Consider the following 21,101-nt stretch of genomic DNA (forward strand, 5'->3'; position numbering starts at 1 on the left):
AGACTGTTTACAAATCTTACAGTCTCCAAATTAATTCATATTAGAAGCTCTCTACTTCCGTCGTATTTGTCTTTTCAATATGTTCTACTTTACGTGCCTTATTTCTTGTCGCACGGTAAAACAGTAAACAAACAATCATAAATGGAATTCCGCAATACAATGCCATTCTTTGCTCTGGAATAAAGGCCATACCAATAATTACTGTTACATTTAATACTAGTGCAAGCAGTGGTACGAATGGATACAGAGGTGTTTTAAATTTCAATTCTTTCACATCCCCGCCCTGCTTTATGTATGACCTCCTAGCTAATAAGTTAGATAGAGCAATAGATGCCCAAACTAATATCGCCCCGAACCCAGCAATAGAAAGTAGCCATAAATAAACTGTATCTTCCGCATAAATACCTGATAGTAATGAAAGGCAACCTACAATTGTACTTACAATCAATGCATAAATAGGAACACCGTTTTTAGATAACTTACCAAAAATCGGACTAATCATTCCTTGATTAGACATAGACCATAGCATACGAGAAGTTGCATATAATCCTGAATTCGCAACGGATAGAACCGCTGTAATGATAACAAAATTTATAATATCTGCTGCATAAGGAATACCAATTTTATCAAATACAACTACAAATGGACTTTCTATTACTCCTGCTTGTTGCCAAGGGAATAGTCCAGCAAGAATAAAAATAGATAGTACAAAGAAAACAAGTATACGCCAAACTGTATTGTTAATTGCCTTCGGGATTGTTTTCTCTGGATTTTCACTCTCACCTGCTGCAATACCGACTAGTTCCGTTCCTTGGAAAGAAAAATTAACTGCAATCATCGTAATTAAAATAGCTGATAATCCATTTGGGAACAATCCACCATAATCAGTAAAACTAGAGAACATCGGTGCTGGTTCATTTCCTTTCATATCTAGAAAACCAAACATTGCTGCCCCGCCCAAAATAATAAATGCAATGATCGTAATTACTTTAATACTTGCAAACCAAAATTCAACTTCCGCAAAACTTCTTGAAGATAACGCATTAATAGCAAAGAGGAGTAACGCAAACACTACGCACCAAATCCATGAAGGTACATCTGGAAACCATCGCTTCATTAAAATACTAACTGCAATTAGTTCAATCCCTATCGTAGCTGACCAGTTTAACCATGACATCCATCCAACTACATAACCCGCTGCAGGGGAAATATGCTTCGTAGCATACGTTTGATAAGATCCTGCGTCAGGCATTGCAACAGCTAACTCTCCAAGACAGAGCATCGTTAAATACATAACAAATCCTCCAACAAGATATGCTACAATCGCTCCTCCAGGCCCAGCTTCATGAATTGTATACCCAGATCCTAAAAAAAGACCGGTACCAATAACGCCTCCAAGTGCAATCATAAATATGTGCCTGCTTTTCAATTCTCTTTTTAATCCTTGATTTTGATTCATCATATAAATCCCCCCTTTTCACTTTGTAAACCCATTTAATGTAAGCGTTTTTAAAATTATTCACCGTAAAAATAATGATTTAAAAGAGCAAAAATACACGTCACTTACATTAATCACTGCCTGTTACTAAAAGGTCATCCCTTACTGTTATTAATAACTTTTGATTAGCAATAGCTTGTCCTTCTACTACTTCTAATGATTCAATATAACCACTGATCCCTATCTTAATTTCTACTTTCTGTTTATCTATTGTTTCAATTAATGCTAATTTCTCCCACTCATATACGTAAGAACTTTCCGTAACAAATAACTTCTCTACTTTCCCGTAACAAGGACTATACACGCATTCTATAACCGTCTTCACTTTATACACTCCTCCTTCTTATTAGTTGGTACTGAAACGTTGCATATCCCTCCTTTAGATATATCAATTATTATTTATGCAAAATGCGTACCAATCTCCAATTCCTATTTAAAATGAAGGTTTCTCAAAAAAAAAACTTCATAACCGCAAAATTTTTCTATCATTTCAGAGATTTTAAAAGGAAAATAGCAAAAAATTTTTGCGATTTTATAAGAATTTTAATAAAATTATAAAAAGTCAGTCTTCATAGGGTGGAATGAGGAGAAGATAATCTATGCGTACAGAAGAAATTAATTTAAAACAGATCATTGAAATGAATATGCTATATGAAACTTTACTCAATGAACTCGACATCGGAATTCATATTATTAATGAGGAAAGTAAGACGATTATCTATAACCGCAAAATGATGGAAATTGAATCAATGGAGCGCTCAGATGTGCTATATAAAAGTCCTTTAGAAGTATTCGCATTTGAGGAAAATAAAAATAGTACTCTTATAGAGGCATTAAAATTTGGAAAAACAAAGAAAAATATAAAACAAACGTATTTTAACAATAAAGGACAAGAAATTACAACGATTAACGATACTTTCCCTATAATAGAAAATGGAAAAATTAAAGGCGCTATTGAAATATCAAAAGAAATTAGTAACTTAAAGCAAACGATAAAAATAGGTCCTTCTCGAAAACAAAGCACTAAATTTACCTTTGATCACATAATTGGTGATTCTGAAGCCATTCAATCAATCATTACAGAAGGAAAAAGAGTAATTCGTACATCTTCCTCCATACTTCTAGTAGGAGAAACAGGCACTGGTAAAGAACTATTTGCACAAAGCATCCATAATGAAAGTCAGCGTTCAACAAAACCCTTTATTTCACAAAACTGTGCCGCTATACCTGATACCTTAATGGAAAGCCTACTATTTGGCACAAATCGAGGTGCCTTTACAGGAGCAATAGATAAATCAGGCTTATTCGAAGAAGCAAACGGAGGAACTTTGTTATTAGATGAAATCAATTCATTAAGCCCAATACTTCAAGCTAAGTTGCTGCGGGCTATACAAGAAAAAACAATACGAAGAATCGGAGGTACACACGAAAAAGAAATTGATGTTCGCATTATAGCAACTATCAATGAAGATCCCTTTGAAGCCATCGCACATAATCGATTAAGAGAAGACTTATATTACCGATTAAGCGTCGTTACTTTATGTCTTCCGCCTTTACGTGAAAGAAAAGAAGATATTCCAGCTCTTGTTCAGCACTTTATTGAAAAATATAATACTCAATTCGGGCTCAACGTAACCGATGTAGATGTAAATGTAAGAGAATTTTTCTATGCATACGATTGGCCTGGAAACGTACGGGAGTTGGAACATATAATTGAAGGTTCCATGAACTTGATAGAAGATGAAACCATCATTACAGCGTTTCATCTTCCTACTCGCTTTCGCGAACGAATAAAAACAGAATTCAATATGCAACATGCACTAACTACTCACAATACTGATGCACCTAAAACTTTAAAACACACAATAGAAAAAATGGAAAAGAACTACATTAACCAAATTCTTAAAGAGAATCATGGCAACATCTCACAAGCTGCAAAATTTTTAGGATTAAGTAGGCAAAACTTACAATATCGAATTAAAAAACTGCATTTACACATATGAAATAAACATGTCTCCAAGTGTAAAAATAACTTGGTAAAATATGTTATAATAAACATATAACATGCTAGAAAGGGGCTATATATATGAGTAATGATAAAAAATTAAAGTTATTACAATACTTATACTTTTTCCCTGCCATGCTCTGTATGATGTTATTCATTAATGCCGATGTAAGCAGCTCTCCTTATGCAAAGCTATTAGGAACAATTTTTGGCTCCTTTGCAGCTATTATGCTTGCTGCTTTTTGGAATTTGAAGATACGTATAAAAAACGAAAAATCTTCTTAATACTAAAAAAATCGAGCTACTTAGCCCGATTTTTTTATTTGCCATTAAAACTCAACATTCTCTAAATACAACCCACTTGCCTCAGCAAGACAATTAATTTGATTGCGCTGCTTTTCCTCTAAAATGTTTGGAATTGCTTCAGCATCTAATTGTCCTAATCCAACTTCAATTAATGCCCCGACAATTTTTCTTACCATATTATGAAGGAAGCCGTTACCACTTACTCTAATTTGTACAAACCCTGCCTCTTCCATCACATCAAGTGTATATACTTCTCGAACCATGGATTTTTTCTTTGATTTCGCATTTGAAAAAGCAGTAAAGTCATGTGAACCAACTAAATGTTTTGCAGCTGCTTTCATGCTTTTCACATTTAATTTTTTATTCACATGCATGCTGTATTTACGCATAAATGGATTTGTATGCTCTTCATTCCAAATTTTATACAGATATGTTTTTGCTTTAGAATTGTAACGAGCATGGAAACGATCATGTACTTCTTCCACATTCGTAATGCTAATATCGTTAGGTAAATATTGATTTAAATATTTTTTCACTTTATGTTCCACTAACTTCTCATCACTTTGAAAGTTAGCAACTTGATTCAAAGCATGTACACCAGCGTCTGTTCTACTACAACCGATAATTTCAATTTCTTTTCCGACCATTTCAGATATGACACTTTCGATTTTTCCTTGAATTGTATTATCGTTATTACCGAGACGTTGCCATCCTTTAAAACGTGCGCCGTCGTACTGAATCGTTAATTTATAATTATGCATAATATTCTCCTTCATAGAAAATATTCCCTCATACCATGAGGGAATATTAATAAACTTTACTTTCTAACAAGCTTCACTACATTTTCTACGTGAGCTGTATGTGGGAACATATCAACTGGTTGCACATACTCCACTTCATAGCTCTTCATCAATGCTTGTACATCACGTGCTAATGAAGAAGGATTACAAGACACGTACACAACTTGTTTCGGCTTCACTTTTAAAATTGTTTCCAGTAATTTATCATCGCAACCTGTACGTGGTGGGTCGACAACAATTACATCTGGACGCCATCCTTCTTTTACCCATTTCGGTAACCATTGTTCAGCTTTACCTGCTTCATATTTCGTATTTGTAAATCCGTGACGCTTTGCATTTTTTCTTGCATCTGCAATTGCTTCTTGAATTACATCCATACCACGTACTTCCGCTGCATCATTTGCAAGCCAAAGACCGATTGTACCAACACCACAGTACGCATCCACAATCTTCTCGTTTCCTGTTAACGCAGCTGCTTTTTTCGCTTCATTATACAAAACAACTGTTTGCTCTGGATTCAACTGGAAGAATGCACGTGCTGATAATTCAAATGATAAATCGCCAAGTGTTTCTTGAATGACTTCTTTTCCAGCTAATTTAAATGTTTTGTCGCCAAAAATAACAGATGTTTTACGCCAGTTTACATTTTGCATAATTGATTTAACCGCTGGCATCTGTTTTTGTACTTCTGCAATAAATTGTTCTTTATTTGGTAATTCTTCTTTTGCTGTAATAAGTGTAACTTGTACTTCCCCTGTTTGAACTGCAGTACGTGTTACAATTGTGCGTACTAAACCTTTTTGTTTTTTCTCATTGTAAATAGAAACATTTAATTTTTCTAAAATACGTCTTACAACTTTTGTCGCTTCATTCGTTGCTTTATGTTGAATCATACAGTGAGCGATATCAATTAACTGATGTGAGTTTTGTTTATATAGCCCTGTAATAACCTTTTCGTCTTTACGCCCCACTTGTAATTGACTCTTATTACGATAATGCCATGGATTTTCCATGCCAAGCGTTGGGCGAATTTTCTCTTCCATACTATTTTTCATGTACTTCTCAAATGCTTGTACAACGATATCACGCTTTTGATTCAATTGTTCTTTATAATCTAAATGTTGCAGCTGACAACCACCACACTCCTCATATACTGGACACGGTGCTTTCACACGATGCGGTGAAGCTTTACGAACTTTTTTCACTTTCGCTTCAGCGAAGCCACGCTGAATTTTCGTTGTTTCTGCAACAACTTCTTCTCCTGGTAATGCCCCTGGAATGAAAACAACTTGTCTCTTAAAATAACCAACGCCTTCTCCGTTAATCCCAAGACGTTTAATTGTCACAGGAAACGTTTGACCAACTTCCAACTTACTCTCATGTTGCTTTTGTATCATTATTACACCTCTACTCTATACTTTTCCATAAATATAACGCTGCATAACTGCAGTATGGTTCACACTCTTGTTTCACTTTTTCTAAAAATGCATCATCAGGTTTATCATCTAATTGAAATATACCTTGCACTGCACGCTGAATCCCAATGTCCGCTTTCGGGAACATATTTTTCCGTCCAAGCCCAAACATTAAAAAGTTTTGCACTGTCCATGCACCAATTCCCCTAATTGGCAACAATTGTGCTGAAATGTCTTCTTCCGTCCCATTTTCTATACTCGCTAAATTTAATGTACCACTGACAATACTTCGACCTAATCCTACTATATATTCAGCCTTTCGCTGACTAAACTTCTGCTCTCTCAATTCTTCTATTGAAATATTTGCTACTATTTCCGGAGTGGGGAAAAAGAATACACCGTTCTTCTCTGTTCCATACCGTTTCACAAATTGTTCTGTTAACACAGTAGCAAATTTCAAATTTATTTGTTGGTGAATGATACAGCGAAGCAGACAAGCAAAATAATCAAATTCTAAAATAATTGGAGTATAAGCATATGTTTCAAATAGTGGACGTAATGATGTGTTTAAAAAATGATTTTGTATATCTTGAAACGGTTCATTCCAATGAAAAATGGCCCTCATTCGTTTCATGACTTTCTCTGGATCTCCTGTCTGACTAGAAATCCAAAACTGTGGATTTTGAACAGTACCAATCCCTTGTAAGCGAACAACAACCTGTTCCTCGTCTATACAAAGCGGGATATAAATAACTTTCTCATCTAATTGAATGACGTTAAGAGGATCAAAAGATAAACGTTTTAATACTTCTTCAAAATGATACGGATACTCTAACGTAACATGCTCGCTCCACATACGTTTCCCCATCCTTTTTACACATCATTATAGCATGAGAAAACCGTAAGCATACATGCTTACGGTTGATTGCCTTTTACTAAGTCATCTAGACTTTTAAAATGATACCCTTTCTCGCGCAAATCATCAATGATTTTTGCAAGTGCTTCTGCATTATCTTTTGATATTGCATGAAGTAATAAAATAGATCCTGGATGAATCATCGTCATAACATTATTATGCGCATATTGCCATCCTCTTTGCTGATCCACTTTCCAATCCAAAAATGCAAGTGACCAAAATACATTATAATAGCCCATTTCTTTCGTAAGAGCTAACGTTCTTTCACTAAATACACCGCGCGGAGGACGTACATATTTCACTTCTTTTTGCCCAGTTACTTTTTTAATTTCTTCCGTTACACTCGTTAATTCTTCACGAAGTTTCTCATCATTTACCGCTGTAAAATCAGGATGACTCCAAGAATGGTTTCCAATAATGTGTCCTTCATCCTTCATTCTTAACAATAAATCTTTTTGCGTTTTAATGTAATGCCCCGTTACAAAGAAAGTTGCTGGTACTTTTTTCTCTTTTAATACATCTAATATTTTCCCTGTGTATCCATTCTCATATCCATTATCAAATGTTAAATAAATATCTTTTTTCTTCGTATCTCCTAAATAAAACCCGCCATTTTTTTGTAGTAAATCTGTATATAACTTTCCTGCATCTGGTACTGTTTCATTTTTAGGACGCGGGATTCCCCAGTTATGTGGAGTATTTGTATAAGCCAGTGCTGAAACTGGAACAAGTGCCATCATAATTGAAAAAATGAGACCGATATATAACCATTTATATTTCATAAATAGTCTCCTTTCCATATATAATCGTACTTGTAGTTTCTGTTGCTACGCATTCTTTCATGCTGAACATGTTTTTCTATATATACCAAAAAAATGCATCTCGAATCATTCGAGATGCATTTTTTATTTACTTAAATACTGGCTCTTTAAAGCTAGCTAATTTTTCAAGTGATGTTTTATCAACATCTGCATGTAAGCTATTACCATGAGAGTCCATCGTTACAACTGCTTTAAACCCATCGATACGTAAATGCCACATTGCTTCTGGAATACCAAATTGTAAGAAATCAACATCTTTCACTTCTTTAATACATTCAGCATAATATTGCGCTGCACCACCGATTGCGTTTAAATATACACCGCCGTGTTCTTCTAAAGCCGCTAATGTTTTCGCACCCATACCGCCTTTTCCAATGACAGCGCGAATACCGAATTTCTTCATAATATCGCCTTGGTACGGTTCTTCACGAATACTTGTCGTTGGACCTGCCGCTTTAATTTGCCAATTGTCATTTTCATCTTTCACAACAACTGGACCACAGTGGTAAATAATTTGTCCATTTAAATCTACTGGACAATCATTATCCATTAAATGCTTATGGATTGCGTCACGACCTGTATACATCATGCCATTAATTGTTACAACATCACCAACGCGAAGTTCACGAATTTGCTCTTCTGTAATTGGTGCTTGTAATACAATCTCACGTTGCTCTGTTTTTTCTTGTACTTCATGCTGAAGTGTATCTTCACCTTCTTGATATAGCCAATCCATAATGTCTCCTGTTTCAGGATGGATTTTCACACCAAGGCGACGATATGCCCAGCAATTATACGCAACAGATACATAGAAACTAGCTGGCAAACGATTATAGACGCCAATTTTACAACCAAGTAAAGTTGTTTCTCCGCCAAATCCCATCGTACCAATGCCAAGCTTATTCGCATTTTCTAATACGTACTCTTCAAGATGTTGTAACTCTGGTACTGGATTGACATCATCTAATGTACGGAATAATTGATTTTTTGCTAATTCATAACCTGATGTGCGGTCTCCCCCGATACCAACACCAATTACACCAGCGCTACATCCTTGCCCTTGTGCTTGATATACTGCATGAAGAAGGCATTTACGAATCCCTTCTAAATCACGGCCAGCTCGTCCAAGTCCTTCTAGTTCACATGGTAAGCTATATTGAATATTTTTATTCTCACAGCCACCACCTTTTAGGATTAAACGTGCATCAATATAATCTTTTTCCCATTGTTCAAACTTAATCACCGGTGTACCTGGTCCTAAATTATTTCCACTATTATCTCCAAAAAGAGAATCAACAGAATTGGGACGAAGTTTACCATCTTTTGTCGCCCGCTCAAGCGCATTATAGATAGCTTCCTTCAACTTTAATTGATTCACACCAACTGGTGTATAAATTTTAAACGTTGGCATCCCTGTATCTTGGCAAATCGGCGAGATGTTATCATCAGCCATTTTAATATTATTTGTAATTGTGCCAAGTGCCATCGCAGAACGAGTCCCTGCATTTTCTCGCTCTTTCGCTTGTTGAATCGCACGACGAACATCTTTCGGTAAGTTCGTTGACGTTTCAACAATTAGTTGATACATGCTTTCTTGAAGCTTTTCCATTGTTACTTCCCCCTCAATTGTGAACGCTACCAAAACGTTATGAGCTGAAAATTCAATTGTTATGCTCTTTAGCTATTTATTTGTTTCACGCTATTAGAGCATAAATGAAATTTTTCACAACTTGATTATACCTCTTTTTCTATCGTCCTTCTATTACCCGAACAGAAAAAGGCTACCAAATTGGAATTGGTAGCCTTTTTAATATATTATTCGTCTTTTTTAAATTGCTCACATTTTAATTCTAATTCATCTAACATTGCAAGAAGACGATCTACATCTTCTAATTCTACTTCTTCAGGTTCAATTGTATCAATTACTTCAATGAACATATTTAAACGTTCTTTTAAATATACTAATTGTGTATCTTTATCTTGAATTGCTTTTCCCATGAAGGCACTCTCCTTTTAATTCGAGTTGCTTTTATTATACCGCAAAAACGATTGCTATGGGCATGAAATTTCATCAATTTTGTCACAGTCATCCACTATAATGTAAGCCCTCTCTCTTTCCATGCTAAAAAGTTTCACTTTATAAAAAGCACATATTCTTCTATTATAGAGAATGGACAAATTGTTATTTCAATAGTCAAAGGAGTATTTCATATGACGATATCACAAAAAATGAAGCCGATTACTCCTTCTTACGATCCATGGGAAGCGTATATGGACCTTGAAGAGTACGGCAAACTACTATTAACAAATGTTGAATTTACAACGACGACGTTATGCAACATGCGCTGTGAGCATTGCGCTGTTGGTTACACGTTACAGCCGAAAGACCCAAATCCGCTTCCGATGGATCTTTTATTAAAACGATTAGATGAGATTCCTCATTTACGTTCTTTAAGTATTACTGGCGGCGAACCTATGCTTTCAAAAAAATCCGTCGACAACTATGTAACACCACTCTTAAAATATGCCCATGAACGAGGCGTTCGCACTCAAATCAACTCTAACTTAACTATAGATTTAGCACGTTACGAACAGATTATTCCTTATTTAGACGTATTGCATATCTCTCATAACTGGGGAACAATTGATGACTTCGTTGAAGGCGGATTTGCAATGATGGAGCGTAAGCCTACTTACGAACAACGTGCAAAATTATTCGAAAGAATGATTACAAATAGTAAGGCTCTATCAGATGCAGGTGTACTTGTATCGGCCGAAACAATGCTAAACAAAAGAACTCTACCACATATTGAACATATTCACCGCCAAATCGTCGAAGAGATGGGCTGTAAACGTCATGAAGTTCATCCAATGTATCCAAGTGACTTCGCGAGTAATCTAGAGATTTTAACAAAAGCTGAAATTCGTGATGCGATTGAACATTTACTAGAAATTCGCGATGAAAATGTATGGATGCTATTTGGAACTTTACCTTTCTATGCTTGTAGCGATGACGAAAAAGACATAGCTACATTTAAAAAATTGCAAGAGAGCAAAAATGTAACTGTTCGTAACGATCCAGATGGTCGTTCACGCTTAAATGTAAATATTTTTGATGGTAATATTATCGTTACTGATTTTGGTGATGTTCCACTTCTAGGAAACATACAAACAAACACATTACAAGAAGCGTATGAAAAATGGAGCGCTTCAAAAACAGCAAAATCATTAAGCTGTCACTGTCCTGCAGTAAAATGTCTTGGACCAAATGTTCTTGTAAAAAACAGCTACTATCCGACAGAAGATTTCTTATCAAAAACAGCAAACATTACATTATAAAAAAAACGTCAGCTTATAAGCTGACGTTTTTTTTGTTATTGCGAGTGAGAAGAAGAAATAAATTTAAAAAACAAATGATCATGAATTGGAATTGCCGCTCCAATTCCTTGAGAAGTAATATTTTTCACAACAAGTCTTTTTTGATTTCCCTTTAATACAAGATACACTTCTCCAAATGTTACTTTTCCCTTTTCATTTACTGCTGGTGTATAAGCGTATAAATATCCGAGTTGACTCGGACTAATATTATACACACGCTCATGTCCAGTACCATAACCAATAGTTGTTTTAAACGAAAGGGGCAATTGTACTTTTTCAAGCGCTTTGAGAAGCATCATTTTTTTCACATCTGCAGCATCTTTCATATCTGCTGTTAAATCGCCTTCAACCGTCTTTTGTGTTTCTTGCTTATAGCGAAGTGGATACAAACGGTCTCCTCCGCGATTATCATACACATTTCGATTCACTTGTTTATATTCCCAATTAATCGATGTGTCTACTGATTCATAATGTAAAGCCCATTGACCTAAATAAATTTTTGCCCGATACCCTACTGCAAGCGGAGCATTTGAAATTGTCGTTTCATTAAACATCCGAATTAAGTCTGGATTTTCAATTTTAATATTAGCCGTTTTCAATAGCTCTTGAGCAAATTTACTTGGTTGTAAACGTGGTAAATCTTGCGCATCATTTGGAAATGTATTGTCTTTTGAAATATTTAAAACAGATGAAGGCATTTTTGTTCCTACTGTTGTCTTTGCAAAACTCATGTTAGGAAATAATAAAATAAACGAGACCATAGTTGAAAGACATATGCTGTATACTCGTTTCACCTGTCTGGCTCCTTCCTATGTAGGTATATATACTACTTCGTTTATTGTTTTCTCTGAGCGCAATTGTTATGCCTATTTTTCATAATAAATAAAAACCAATTCCCATAATGACATACGCCGCTAGTAAAGTGCCACCTTCAAACCAGTTTGTATCTCCATCATTGGAAATCGCAATCGTTAAGAAAACGGCTGTAATCATAGACACAAGTTCTGGTATGGTAAATACTAAAGGCATCCTTTGCGCGAAGAACATAGATAGCAATACTAATACAGGAGCAACAAACATGGCGATTTGTAATGTAGAGCCTATTGCAATTTCGACTGCAATATTTACTTTATTTTTATAAGCCATAATAATTGCAGACGCATGTTCCGCTGCATTCCCAACAATTGCAACGATAATAACCCCTATAAATAACTCTGACCAACCAAATGACTTTGCAACAGTTTCAAAAGTATGTACGAGTGCCTCTGACACATAAGCTACTGCCAGTGTTGCTATTGCTAAAATAAGGAGCGCCTTCCCTTTTGACCACTCTGGCTCTTCTTCATGCGCTACTTCGTCACTTTTATGTTGATATACACCACGGTGCGTAACTAACTTAAATAGTAATGCAGCAAGGTACATGATAATCATAATAATAGAAACACCTATACTTAATTGATACGTCTTGCCAGCGTCCATCTTCATTGAAAAGATCTCTGGAATAACAAAGGCCACAACAACAGCAAATATTAATAAAGCTGAATTATGCCTTGCATCATATACATTAAAACTTTGTCTTTTGTATTTAAGACCTCCAACAAAGAAAGATAACCCTCCTACCAATAATAAATTTCCAAGTACAGAACCGGTTAAAGAAGCTAACACCACTTCAATTAACCCTGCTTGAAGTGCAAAAATTGAAATGATAAGTTCAACAGCATTACCGAAAGTAGCATTTAATAATCCGCCTATTCTAGGACCAGAAACAATTGCTAGACTCTCTGTTGCTCTCCCCATAAAACCAGCTAATGCGATAATCGTAATACAATACACAGCGAACATAATTGTTTCTGGCCAATGAAGTGTTTTTCCAAGTACAGATAGTGGTACACCTATAAGCGCTACTATAAGAAATATTTTATTAAACATGCTTTTCATCCTTCCATCGTATGTATTTCTCCTCAATATTATTATTATTCTTCTCCTAACTTGTCCGATTTCATCACAATTACGTTTAAAAAATCGGATTGAAGAAAACAGTATGAAAGATATTTAAATTATCTTGTTTAAACAGACAGAATTATAAATTGTGAAAAGGGGTTAAAATTATGCACTTAAAAGAAAAAATCGCAACTATTATTCAAGGTCAACGTACTGGTGTATTATCTACAGTACGAAATGAGAAACCTCATAGCGCCTTTATGATGTTTTTCCATGAAGATTTTGTACTATATGTTGCAACAGATCGACAATCAAAAAAGATAACAGATATTGAACAAAATCCTAATGTCCATGTACTACTCGGACGAGAAGGAAAAAAATTAGATGAAGATTATATTGAAGTTGAAGGGTTAGCTTCAATCGAGGAAGACTCAACATTAAAAAACAAGTTTTGGAATAATAGCTTAAAACGTTGGTTACTCGGTCCTGAAGACCCTAATTACGTATTGATCAAAATCAATCCCGACACAATTTATTACATTGATGGTGCGGGTACGACGGAGCCTGAGTTTTTACGACTATAAAATAAAACAAGCCCCCCCCTTAGGTGGGCTTGTTTTGTCGAAAAGTTCTTTTAAAAAAAATAATAAAATAGGTGGAACTTTCCAAAGATTCTGTTATATAATAGCAGTAACTTAAATAAACTGTATTAAAACAGATTGAGAGGAGAAATAGAATTGATGAAGAGAGAAGAACGCAAAAATATGATTGAGTTTATTGAAAAGAAAAAAGGGATTGAGCGTGACGAATTATTGTTTATGACAGACGATGAAGTAGAACATATTTATAATGTAACGTACTTTTTATATGAGGAAATTGCAGAGTAGTATAATAATCCCCACCTTATTAAAAATATAAGGTGGGGATTATTTCGTTATTTAGCCCACTATTTACAGGCAGTAAAACTCCCACCTTAAAATTCAGGTGGAGCAAGAAGTTAAGTTGAAGTCGTGCTTCCTATAAAGCTCAATTGCTTCAACTTTATACATGAGAATCATTTTCATGTATAATACTGTAAGATTGGAGGAATTTTACTATGAGTTCGTGGCTCTTATTTGCACTATTATCAGCAATTGCTGCTGCCCTTGTATCGATTTTTGGAAAGTTTGGTTTAGACGGCATCGATGCAAACGTTGCAACAACAATTCGATCTATTATTATGGCATTATTTATGATAGGCGTTATTATCATACAAGGTAAATTTCAAAATATCGGCGACGTACTGCTAAATAAAAAAGCACTGCTATTTATCACATTAAGTGGGATTGCAGGTGCTTCTTCATGGCTATTTTATTTTCTTGCCCTCAAAACAGGAAAGGTTTCACAAGTAGCTCCTGTCGATAAATTAAGCGTCGTATTTTCTATCATTCTCGCTATGATTATCCTCGGTGAAAAGTTAAACTTTATGACCGGCGTTGGTGTAGTCTTTATTACAGCTGGTGTATTATTTATTGCTTTCAGCTAAAAAAACCGCTATTAGCGGTTTTTCTTTTTCTTTATGTACAACCATACAACACATGTAACAACTGCTGAAATTAATAAAATCCATATTCCATAATGATGTAAACTATACTCAACGAAGCGCCACTTCTCGCCTAATTTCCAGCCAAGCCCAATAAAAACACTTATCCAAATGAGCGCACCACCGTAAGCGTACAAACAAAAACGCCAAAGTGTCAAATTTGATACCCCAGCAAAATATGCTGTTAAATGACGTACGCCCGGTATAAAATAACCAATCATTAAAAGAAATGGCCCATATTTTTCAAATAAAATATGTGTTTTTTCAATGTGATGTTCTTTAATTCTAATTTTCGGCCCATATTTCTTTAAAACAGGGAGCCCAAGTTTTAAACCTAATATGTAGCTTAACGTGATCCCTAACATCGCACCAGCCATCCCACTTAAAAAAGCAGCAGTTCCTGACATAACTCCTTTTGAAACATTATAACCAACAAAGGTCAATAAAAACTCGTCTGGTATCGGTAATCCGACAATCCCACCAGCCAAAGCTATAACAATTCCAAAATAGCCATAATGCGCGATTAACTCGCCAATATGTTGTTCCATTCGGAAGACACATCCTATGCACGGTCGTTATTCCACATTGTACCCTTTCTATCTTTAAGGCAAACATGGTATACATATTCACTATACATTGTTTTTATAATGAACTCTACTTCTATTCTTTCCTTTAACAGAGATAAAGGAAAACTTTACTCAGTGGGAGTTTTGTTCATCCTCTACTAATTATTAACCTATGCCAATCTTGCTTTTACAGACATCCCGACTCCACATAACTCACTTACATTCACCAATTTTGAGATTAGATTCTTATTGCCCGCAAATAACCCGATAAAAAATAAAAATTCATATGCGTGTTTTTTTGTTACAATAAAGGAAAGTTACTTTTCGCAACGGTTTAACTCTCAAGAAAAATGATATATCTAGCAAAAACATAGTTTGGTCTATATAATGCAACTTCTACCTATTAAAAGAACATACACCCTTTTACATACAACATCATTTTTCTAAATTATACAGGGGGGAACGAACATGACCATTGAAAATCAATTTATTCAAAAAGTTTACTATAAAACATTTTTAACAGAAGAAACTTCTACTCCTGCATCGGAAGTACTCGGTGAAGCATATATAAATGAATCTAAAAATGAATTCTCCAACATTTCTAATATTCGATTTGCTCAAGGTGAATTTTATTATCAAAATAAAGATTTTGAAGCAGCTATATTTAAATGGGAAAAAGTAAATAATGCTCTTGCACTTTGGGCGACAAAAAATATTGCAGATGCTTATTTTGAACTAGGATTCTTACCAAAGGCAGAAGAAATTTATCAATCTATTCAAACGGAAGATACGACTCTTACGATGGAGGTTTCCTTACAACTTCTTTCTCTTTATATCGAACAAGATCGTTTAGGACTCGCTTTTAAGACGATTAGTGAAGCTGTTGCATTCCAACCGGATTACCCAAATATTACTGCAATTGCACGTTCTTTCTATGAAAAACAAGAAGATTGGAACAACGCTATCGAACTAGCTGTTCAAGAAGGTATCCGAACACAATCTTTACACTGGTTTGATACGTTAATAACTTACATAAACAAAGGATTTACAAAAAACATTAAGCCTGAATATTTCTATGAGTCTTTAAAAGCTCTATATGCTGTTGATCAAGCTCAATTTAAAGAACTTGTTATTGCTCTTTGGAATAGCTATCAACATGAATCCTTATACCTTCCTTGGATTCAAAGTATTAATCATTTATTCTTGCATATTGAAACAGACAATAATGACGATTGGAATGAAATTTCTACTCGCTACCAAGAAACATACTTTGCATTAATTACCGGAAATCATTTTATGCATGAATTAAACGGACTTGTACCAAATCTATTAACAAATTGGTTCAGTTTAACGAAAGCAAAAGATTCTCTAGTTGTCTCTGCAGCAGTGTTAGCATGGAATGAAGTCTCACCTACAACTTTAGAATCATTACTCGTAAAAAGTGCTGGATCCTTACTTTCTAATACATCAGCTGAAGCAGATGTAAATATGGAAACAGTTTCTCATTTATTCGAAACAATCGCTGTATGGGCTGAGAAAAATGATGTAGATTTAAGTCATCAATTTACGCTACTCGTCCATGAACTATGTGATTTAAATGTCACACCAATACTAATAGCTGGAACTAGTGACCATGATAAAACATCATTTGTTAATTCAATATTAGGAGAGAACATCTTAACTGAAACTTTAACAACTCCTATTCTATTTAAAGACGCTAGTCAAACTGAAATAACAGAATTTACCGATTTAGATATAAGAAATATCCCTAACCTTGATGAATTCCATCAAATAACGGCTACATCTGCTCAGTCAGAACTTGAGAAAAAATGTATAGAAATTAAGCTACCAAGTAGGTTTTTAAGAAAAAATAAGTTTACATTTCTTATTACACCATCCATTCAAGGACAATTGGATAAAAACAATGCATACTTTGAATACTTACAAGCAGCAGATAGCCTTGTATACGTATTAAATTCTTCTTCACCATTGCATAGTCAAGAAATTGATACGTTAATTTATTTACGTGAACAAGTACCAAACTTACAAATTCACTTCGTATCACACACAAATAATACGACTACTAATGAAAAACTAATTAGTAAACTTAAAGTACATTTTCCAGATGCACAATTCTTCCCATACTCTCCTTCGCAAGAGAGTAGCCAGCAACTTGGAGATGTAACAGAATCTATTCTTTCTAATCTTGCAAAACGCGATATAGAAAAAGAACGTATAGAAAAGCTAATATGGTTTACGCAAAAGACAATTGCTTATCTCATAAATGAACGTGTGGAATTAGAAAATACATTAGTAAAATCCGTACGCTGGAATAAACACATCTCAGTGAAACTTACTGGATTTATTAATAACCTTACTGCTCTTGAAAAAGATAAAATTCGTTCTATTACCGAATCCTATCTTTTAACGAAAGAAGAAATTACACGAGATATACATTCTCAAATTCCTGAATTATTACAGAGCTGCTCTGATCTTGTTCAAGAAGATAGTGATTTCAAATTAGTTCATGAAGAATTAAATGCTGCAATGAATGAACGAGTTCAAAAGCATGTACAACAGGTACTTCTTCCTAAATTTACTGGGTCTATTCAAGAATGGATTGAAACAGCACATAATGAATTTATTCAAGCTCAAGCTTATTTAGATGAAATGAGTGAAACGTTTAATAAATTATATAAAGAAGAACGTATGAAACTTCCTTGCGATTTCAAATTATTAGATGATTGGAATCGAGATGTTGTACGAATGACAAATCGAATTACAGTAACGAACATCAATATTTTATTACGCTTTACACCGACACAGTTTTTCTTAAAAAGTGCCGGAAAATTATTTGGTAATATGCAAAAAAACCAATCTATGCTCGCCAACAAATATAAACAATATATTGAAACAGAAGACTATACAGAAATTGCTCACACAATTTCAAAACAATTCTTCCTTCAATTTGAAGTATTTGAAGGTGCATTAGAACGTGATATCATGATGTTCTTCAAAGATCCACTTAACATATTGAAACAAAATGTAGATGCAGCTCAACTTGAGATAAAGGAAGACGAGCAAACATTAGCAACGCTAAGAAGCAATCCAGAAACATATCATGATCCTTTGGCGTTATTTAAACTACAATTGCTACAACATAAATTCGTTTTAAGTACTACAAAGAAACATGAAGATATTTTTGTATCAAACGAATCTCCTACTGTTTAACAAAAAAACCAAGCAAACTAAAATTTGCTTGGTTTTTTACTTTATTATTTTCATATGTTCAAACGGATAATAAATGCCTGCTAACTTTCCTAACACATCTTCTCTATCAATAAAACCTAAACCATTTCTACTATCTTTACTTATTAAGCGATTATCTCCCATAACAAAAATCTTATTTTCGGGAACTGTAATTGGTCCAAAGTCCTCTGTTAAATTCATAAGTTTTTTTTCTGCTTGTTTTTTATTACTATCCAAATACTCTTCATCTTTCACTTCAGAATTTACATATAATTGATCATTTCTCATCTCAATTATATCTCCAGATAATCCAATCACTCTTTTGACATAAAAATTATCTGTTTTCACAACAATAATATCTTCTCTCCCATAGCTTTCAAATTGTTTTGCTAACTTATTAACAATCACCTTATCTCCATCTTGCAACGTTGGCCTCATAGATGCTCCTTTTACAGTCGTAGGGAAAAACACAAAAATTTTCGCCAAAAACACCAATAAACATGCAATTGCAATAGTTCCAAAGAATTCACGCCAACATTTTTTCTTTTGCATCATTTCACCATCTCATCATCTTTTTACTTTTATTATAAATAATACAACCGATATTTTTCTACAAAATTCTGAATTATAAAATTATAATATCAGAAATTTCAAAATGGTAATACTGATCAAATTAAACAAGCAAAAAAGATACTCTCAAAATAGTCTATCCACTATTTTGAGAGTATCTTTTTATAATCCCACATATACAATACACATTTGAGCAGCTACATATGTAAACCAAATCCAAAGTGGCTCATACTTTAATTTACGCCCTCCGATATCTGTCACGCCAATAATAAAATCAGAAATCACAAACAGTAAACCACCAAACGCTGGTATCCACCATATTCCTGTATTTTCATAATATAAGGCGAATGCAAAGCAAGCCATTCCTCCAACCCACAATCCGTAAATTAGAGCTCCTATCGTAAACAATTTATCCTGTTTATCATTTCGGATAAAGAAGAACCATCCTACAATTAGAAAGAGCCCATATACGAGTAAACCAATCCAAAAACCATTCCACGAAATTCCTGTTTGCAAAAATGCTTTTACATAAAAACAATGAGCAAGAGCGAAAGTAACCATCCCTCCAATTAACCTGTGACCAATTGGAATCAGCCCAGCCATAAACAAATCTCCCACAGTCGATAAAGTCATACCAAGTGCAACCCACGTACTATACTCTACAGATGGATCTTGTAACCATATCCAAATTGCACTACCTGTTAAAGAAAAACTAAGAATAAGACGGATTGCTAAAGGTAACGGCATATTATCTTTCGTTCTTTTTGTCTGCCGCATTGCATAAATTGCACCAATTAAAAAAAGAAGTATTTGCCCAATTAACACCACGTAAAGTAGATTCATAATATGTTCTCCTCAATAAATGCTTTTTGTATCTTTTTTCGTTACACTTAGTCTATTATCCTTTTTCTATAAAAAAAGAAGAACAGTACTGTTCTTCCATTGTAATCGCTTTTCTGCTTTCTATGCTACTTGTTTTTCTTTCTCTATTTTTTGCTTAGCTGGCGTCCGATTTACCACAATAATTCCCGCGGCTACACATGCTAAACCGAGTAACACAAATGAATGAATTGCTTCACCTAAAATCATGCTCGATAATAACACACCAAATACGGGTATAAAGAACATATACATAGATACTTTTCCAACCTTATTGTACTTCATAATTGTATTCCAAATGCAAAAACCAGCTGCAGATAAGAAAGATAAATAAATCAGCATAAGTAGTGCATGTAGACTAAATGTAAATGGCATGACTCCAACTTGTAAAGCCCCTATACATAATAATCCTATAGAACCAAACATCATTTGGTATGCTGTCATATAGCCAACATCTAATGTTTTACTACCTTCTTTTGCTAATATGTTTCCATATGAATACAGCATTGCTGCACTAAGAAGTAATAAGCTTCCGATTCCAAAATGAAATGATAAGCTACCATCACTCGGCACATTTACTAAAACGACGCCACAAAAACCAATCGATACCCCAATTATTTTTCTTATATTGAGAGCATCATCTTTATATAAAAAATGGGCGAGTAAAATTTGAAAGAATGATGATGTCCCTGAAATGATAGCTCCTTCAATTCCTGAACTATAACTCATTCCAATGTAAAAACAGATATATTGAAGAAACGTTTGGAATAAACCAATTTGTATTAACTGTTTCCCCGTTCCTTTTTTGAAGCTCATATCTTTTCCTAACACTTTAAAGAATAATAAGAGCATGACTCCAGATAACAAGAAACGATAACCGGCAAATAATATTTGTTCTCCAACTTCTTGTGGTTGAATTCCAAGTTCAGCATAACTTAACTTAATAAAAGGAAATGCGCTTCCCCATAAAAAAGTTGCTACTATTGCAGCAATAAATACGCCAATCGGATGGGTAAAAAATTTCTCTGTCTTCACTTGTTGTCTTCCTTTCCGACCTTTTTATGAACAATATTCATATATACCAAAGGAATTGCGAAAACACAAGTTTTCCGTTTATACTTGAAACAAAACCGTACCATCTCATAAAAACATATGATATACTATAGAATAATTAC

General features: G+C 34.4%; 21 protein-coding genes. 7 read left to right on the top strand and 14 right to left on the bottom strand.

Translation table 11 applies throughout. From position 1 onward, the window contains the following. Window positions 1-40: 40 nt before the first annotated feature. Together HMAS_RS23785 and HMAS_RS23790 are read right to left on the bottom strand one after the other, a co-directional pair. Window positions 41-1,462 carry an amino acid permease gene (locus HMAS_RS23785; protein WP_000981860.1) on the bottom strand — a complete coding sequence of 474 codons (1,422 nt, stop codon included), beginning with the start codon at window positions 1,460-1,462 and terminating at the stop codon, window positions 41-43. A gap of 106 nt (window positions 1,463-1,568) precedes the next feature. Further along, entirely contained in the window at window positions 1,569-1,823 is a 255-nt protein-coding gene (locus tag HMAS_RS23790) for a biotin/lipoyl-containing protein (protein ID WP_044306457.1), read from the bottom strand. Between the two features lie 274 nt (window positions 1,824-2,097). On the opposite strand from HMAS_RS23790, the gene HMAS_RS23795 reads away from it, so the two are divergent. After that, a complete protein-coding gene (locus HMAS_RS23795) occupies window positions 2,098-3,501 on the top strand; it encodes a sigma-54 interaction domain-containing protein (protein WP_001258445.1) in 1,404 nt (467 codons plus the stop codon). An 83-nt stretch (window positions 3,502-3,584) separates the two neighbouring features. Next, window positions 3,585-3,788: a hypothetical protein gene (locus HMAS_RS23800; protein WP_000063860.1), complete on the top strand. Its 204-nt coding sequence runs from the start codon at window positions 3,585-3,587 to the stop codon at window positions 3,786-3,788. 44 nt (window positions 3,789-3,832) lie between these two features. On the opposite strand, the gene truA is transcribed toward HMAS_RS23800, so the two are convergent. The 6 genes from truA to HMAS_RS23830 all read right to left on the bottom strand — a co-directional run bounded on the left by truA (window position 3,833) and on the right by HMAS_RS23830 (window position 9,759). Next, on the bottom strand, window positions 3,833-4,570 hold the full coding sequence (truA, locus tag HMAS_RS23805; RefSeq protein WP_000553118.1) for a tRNA pseudouridine(38-40) synthase TruA: 738 nt from the start codon (window positions 4,568-4,570) through the stop codon (window positions 3,833-3,835). 56 nt (window positions 4,571-4,626) lie between these two features. Then, on the bottom strand, window positions 4,627-6,006 hold the full coding sequence (gene rlmD / locus HMAS_RS23810; RefSeq protein WP_044307287.1) for a 23S rRNA (uracil(1939)-C(5))-methyltransferase RlmD: 1,380 nt from the start codon (window positions 6,004-6,006) through the stop codon (window positions 4,627-4,629). A 10-nt stretch (window positions 6,007-6,016) separates the two neighbouring features. Continuing rightward, a complete protein-coding gene (locus HMAS_RS23815; protein WP_000269422.1) occupies window positions 6,017-6,880 on the bottom strand; it encodes a DNA-3-methyladenine glycosylase family protein in 864 nt (287 codons plus the stop codon). A gap of 59 nt (window positions 6,881-6,939) precedes the next feature. Next, a complete protein-coding gene (gene pdaA, locus HMAS_RS23820) occupies window positions 6,940-7,722 on the bottom strand; it encodes a delta-lactam-biosynthetic de-N-acetylase (protein WP_000875956.1) in 783 nt (260 codons plus the stop codon). Between the two features lie 127 nt (window positions 7,723-7,849). Further along, complete coding sequence (fumA, locus tag HMAS_RS23825) at window positions 7,850-9,370, bottom strand: class I fumarate hydratase (RefSeq protein WP_000413523.1); 1,521 nt, start codon at window positions 9,368-9,370, stop codon at window positions 7,850-7,852. A 206-nt stretch (window positions 9,371-9,576) separates the two neighbouring features. After that, complete coding sequence (locus tag HMAS_RS23830) at window positions 9,577-9,759, bottom strand: SE1561 family protein (protein WP_000513558.1); 183 nt, start codon at window positions 9,757-9,759, stop codon at window positions 9,577-9,579. A gap of 213 nt (window positions 9,760-9,972) precedes the next feature. Here HMAS_RS23830 and yfkAB point away from each other — a divergent pair, with 213 nt between their 5' ends. Next, the gene (gene yfkAB, locus HMAS_RS23835) at window positions 9,973-11,100 is read left to right on the top strand and encodes a radical SAM/CxCxxxxC motif protein YfkAB (RefSeq protein WP_016125372.1); all 1,128 of its coding nucleotides are present in this window, start codon (window positions 9,973-9,975) and stop codon (window positions 11,098-11,100) included. Between the two features lie 35 nt (window positions 11,101-11,135). Here yfkAB and HMAS_RS23840 read toward each other — a convergent pair whose 3' ends face one another. Together HMAS_RS23840 and cax are read right to left on the bottom strand one after the other, a co-directional pair. Beyond that, complete coding sequence (locus HMAS_RS23840; RefSeq protein ID WP_002083605.1) at window positions 11,136-11,933, bottom strand: YfkD famly protein; 798 nt, start codon at window positions 11,931-11,933, stop codon at window positions 11,136-11,138. Between the two features lie 79 nt (window positions 11,934-12,012). Next, window positions 12,013-13,068 (bottom strand): calcium/proton exchanger, encoded by a 1,056-nt coding sequence (gene cax / locus HMAS_RS23845; RefSeq protein WP_000482133.1) that lies wholly within the window; start codon window positions 13,066-13,068, stop codon window positions 12,013-12,015. Between the two features lie 179 nt (window positions 13,069-13,247). On the opposite strand from cax, the gene HMAS_RS23850 reads away from it, so the two are divergent. The 3 genes from HMAS_RS23850 to HMAS_RS23860 all read left to right on the top strand — a co-directional run bounded on the left by HMAS_RS23850 (window position 13,248) and on the right by HMAS_RS23860 (window position 14,605). Beyond that, a complete protein-coding gene (locus tag HMAS_RS23850; RefSeq protein ID WP_000550220.1) occupies window positions 13,248-13,664 on the top strand; it encodes a pyridoxamine 5'-phosphate oxidase family protein in 417 nt (138 codons plus the stop codon). Window positions 13,665-13,820: 156 nt separating this feature from the next. Continuing rightward, a complete protein-coding gene (locus HMAS_RS23855) occupies window positions 13,821-13,967 on the top strand; it encodes a BH0509 family protein (RefSeq protein WP_000817786.1) in 147 nt (48 codons plus the stop codon). Window positions 13,968-14,176: 209 nt separating this feature from the next. Further along, complete coding sequence (locus tag HMAS_RS23860; RefSeq protein WP_000100295.1) at window positions 14,177-14,605, top strand: EamA family transporter; 429 nt, start codon at window positions 14,177-14,179, stop codon at window positions 14,603-14,605. Window positions 14,606-14,616: 11 nt separating this feature from the next. Here the strand turns inward: HMAS_RS23860 and HMAS_RS23865 are convergent, their stop codons facing one another. After that, window positions 14,617-15,210: a DedA family protein gene (locus tag HMAS_RS23865; protein ID WP_000434878.1), complete on the bottom strand. Its 594-nt coding sequence runs from the start codon at window positions 15,208-15,210 to the stop codon at window positions 14,617-14,619. Between the two features lie 486 nt (window positions 15,211-15,696). Here HMAS_RS23865 and HMAS_RS23870 point away from each other — a divergent pair, with 486 nt between their 5' ends. After that, window positions 15,697-18,459 carry a tetratricopeptide repeat protein gene (locus HMAS_RS23870; RefSeq protein WP_000151414.1) on the top strand — a complete coding sequence of 921 codons (2,763 nt, stop codon included), beginning with the start codon at window positions 15,697-15,699 and terminating at the stop codon, window positions 18,457-18,459. Window positions 18,460-18,495: 36 nt separating this feature from the next. On the opposite strand, the gene lepB is transcribed toward HMAS_RS23870, so the two are convergent. From lepB to HMAS_RS23885, 3 genes are all read right to left on the bottom strand, one after another. Continuing rightward, on the bottom strand, window positions 18,496-19,032 hold the full coding sequence (gene lepB, locus HMAS_RS23875) for a signal peptidase I (RefSeq protein WP_041183968.1): 537 nt from the start codon (window positions 19,030-19,032) through the stop codon (window positions 18,496-18,498). 177 nt (window positions 19,033-19,209) lie between these two features. Next, entirely contained in the window at window positions 19,210-19,890 is a 681-nt protein-coding gene (locus HMAS_RS23880; protein WP_001051080.1) for a lysoplasmalogenase, read from the bottom strand. A 120-nt stretch (window positions 19,891-20,010) separates the two neighbouring features. After that, window positions 20,011-20,961 carry a DMT family transporter gene (locus HMAS_RS23885; RefSeq protein ID WP_000845697.1) on the bottom strand — a complete coding sequence of 317 codons (951 nt, stop codon included), beginning with the start codon at window positions 20,959-20,961 and terminating at the stop codon, window positions 20,011-20,013. Window positions 20,962-21,101 lie beyond the last annotated feature (140 nt).

The sequence above is a fragment of the Bacillus sp. HMA207 genome, from assembly GCF_003402455.1.
GTDB classification, from domain to species: Bacteria; Bacillota; Bacilli; order Bacillales; family Bacillaceae_G; genus Bacillus_A; species Bacillus_A cereus.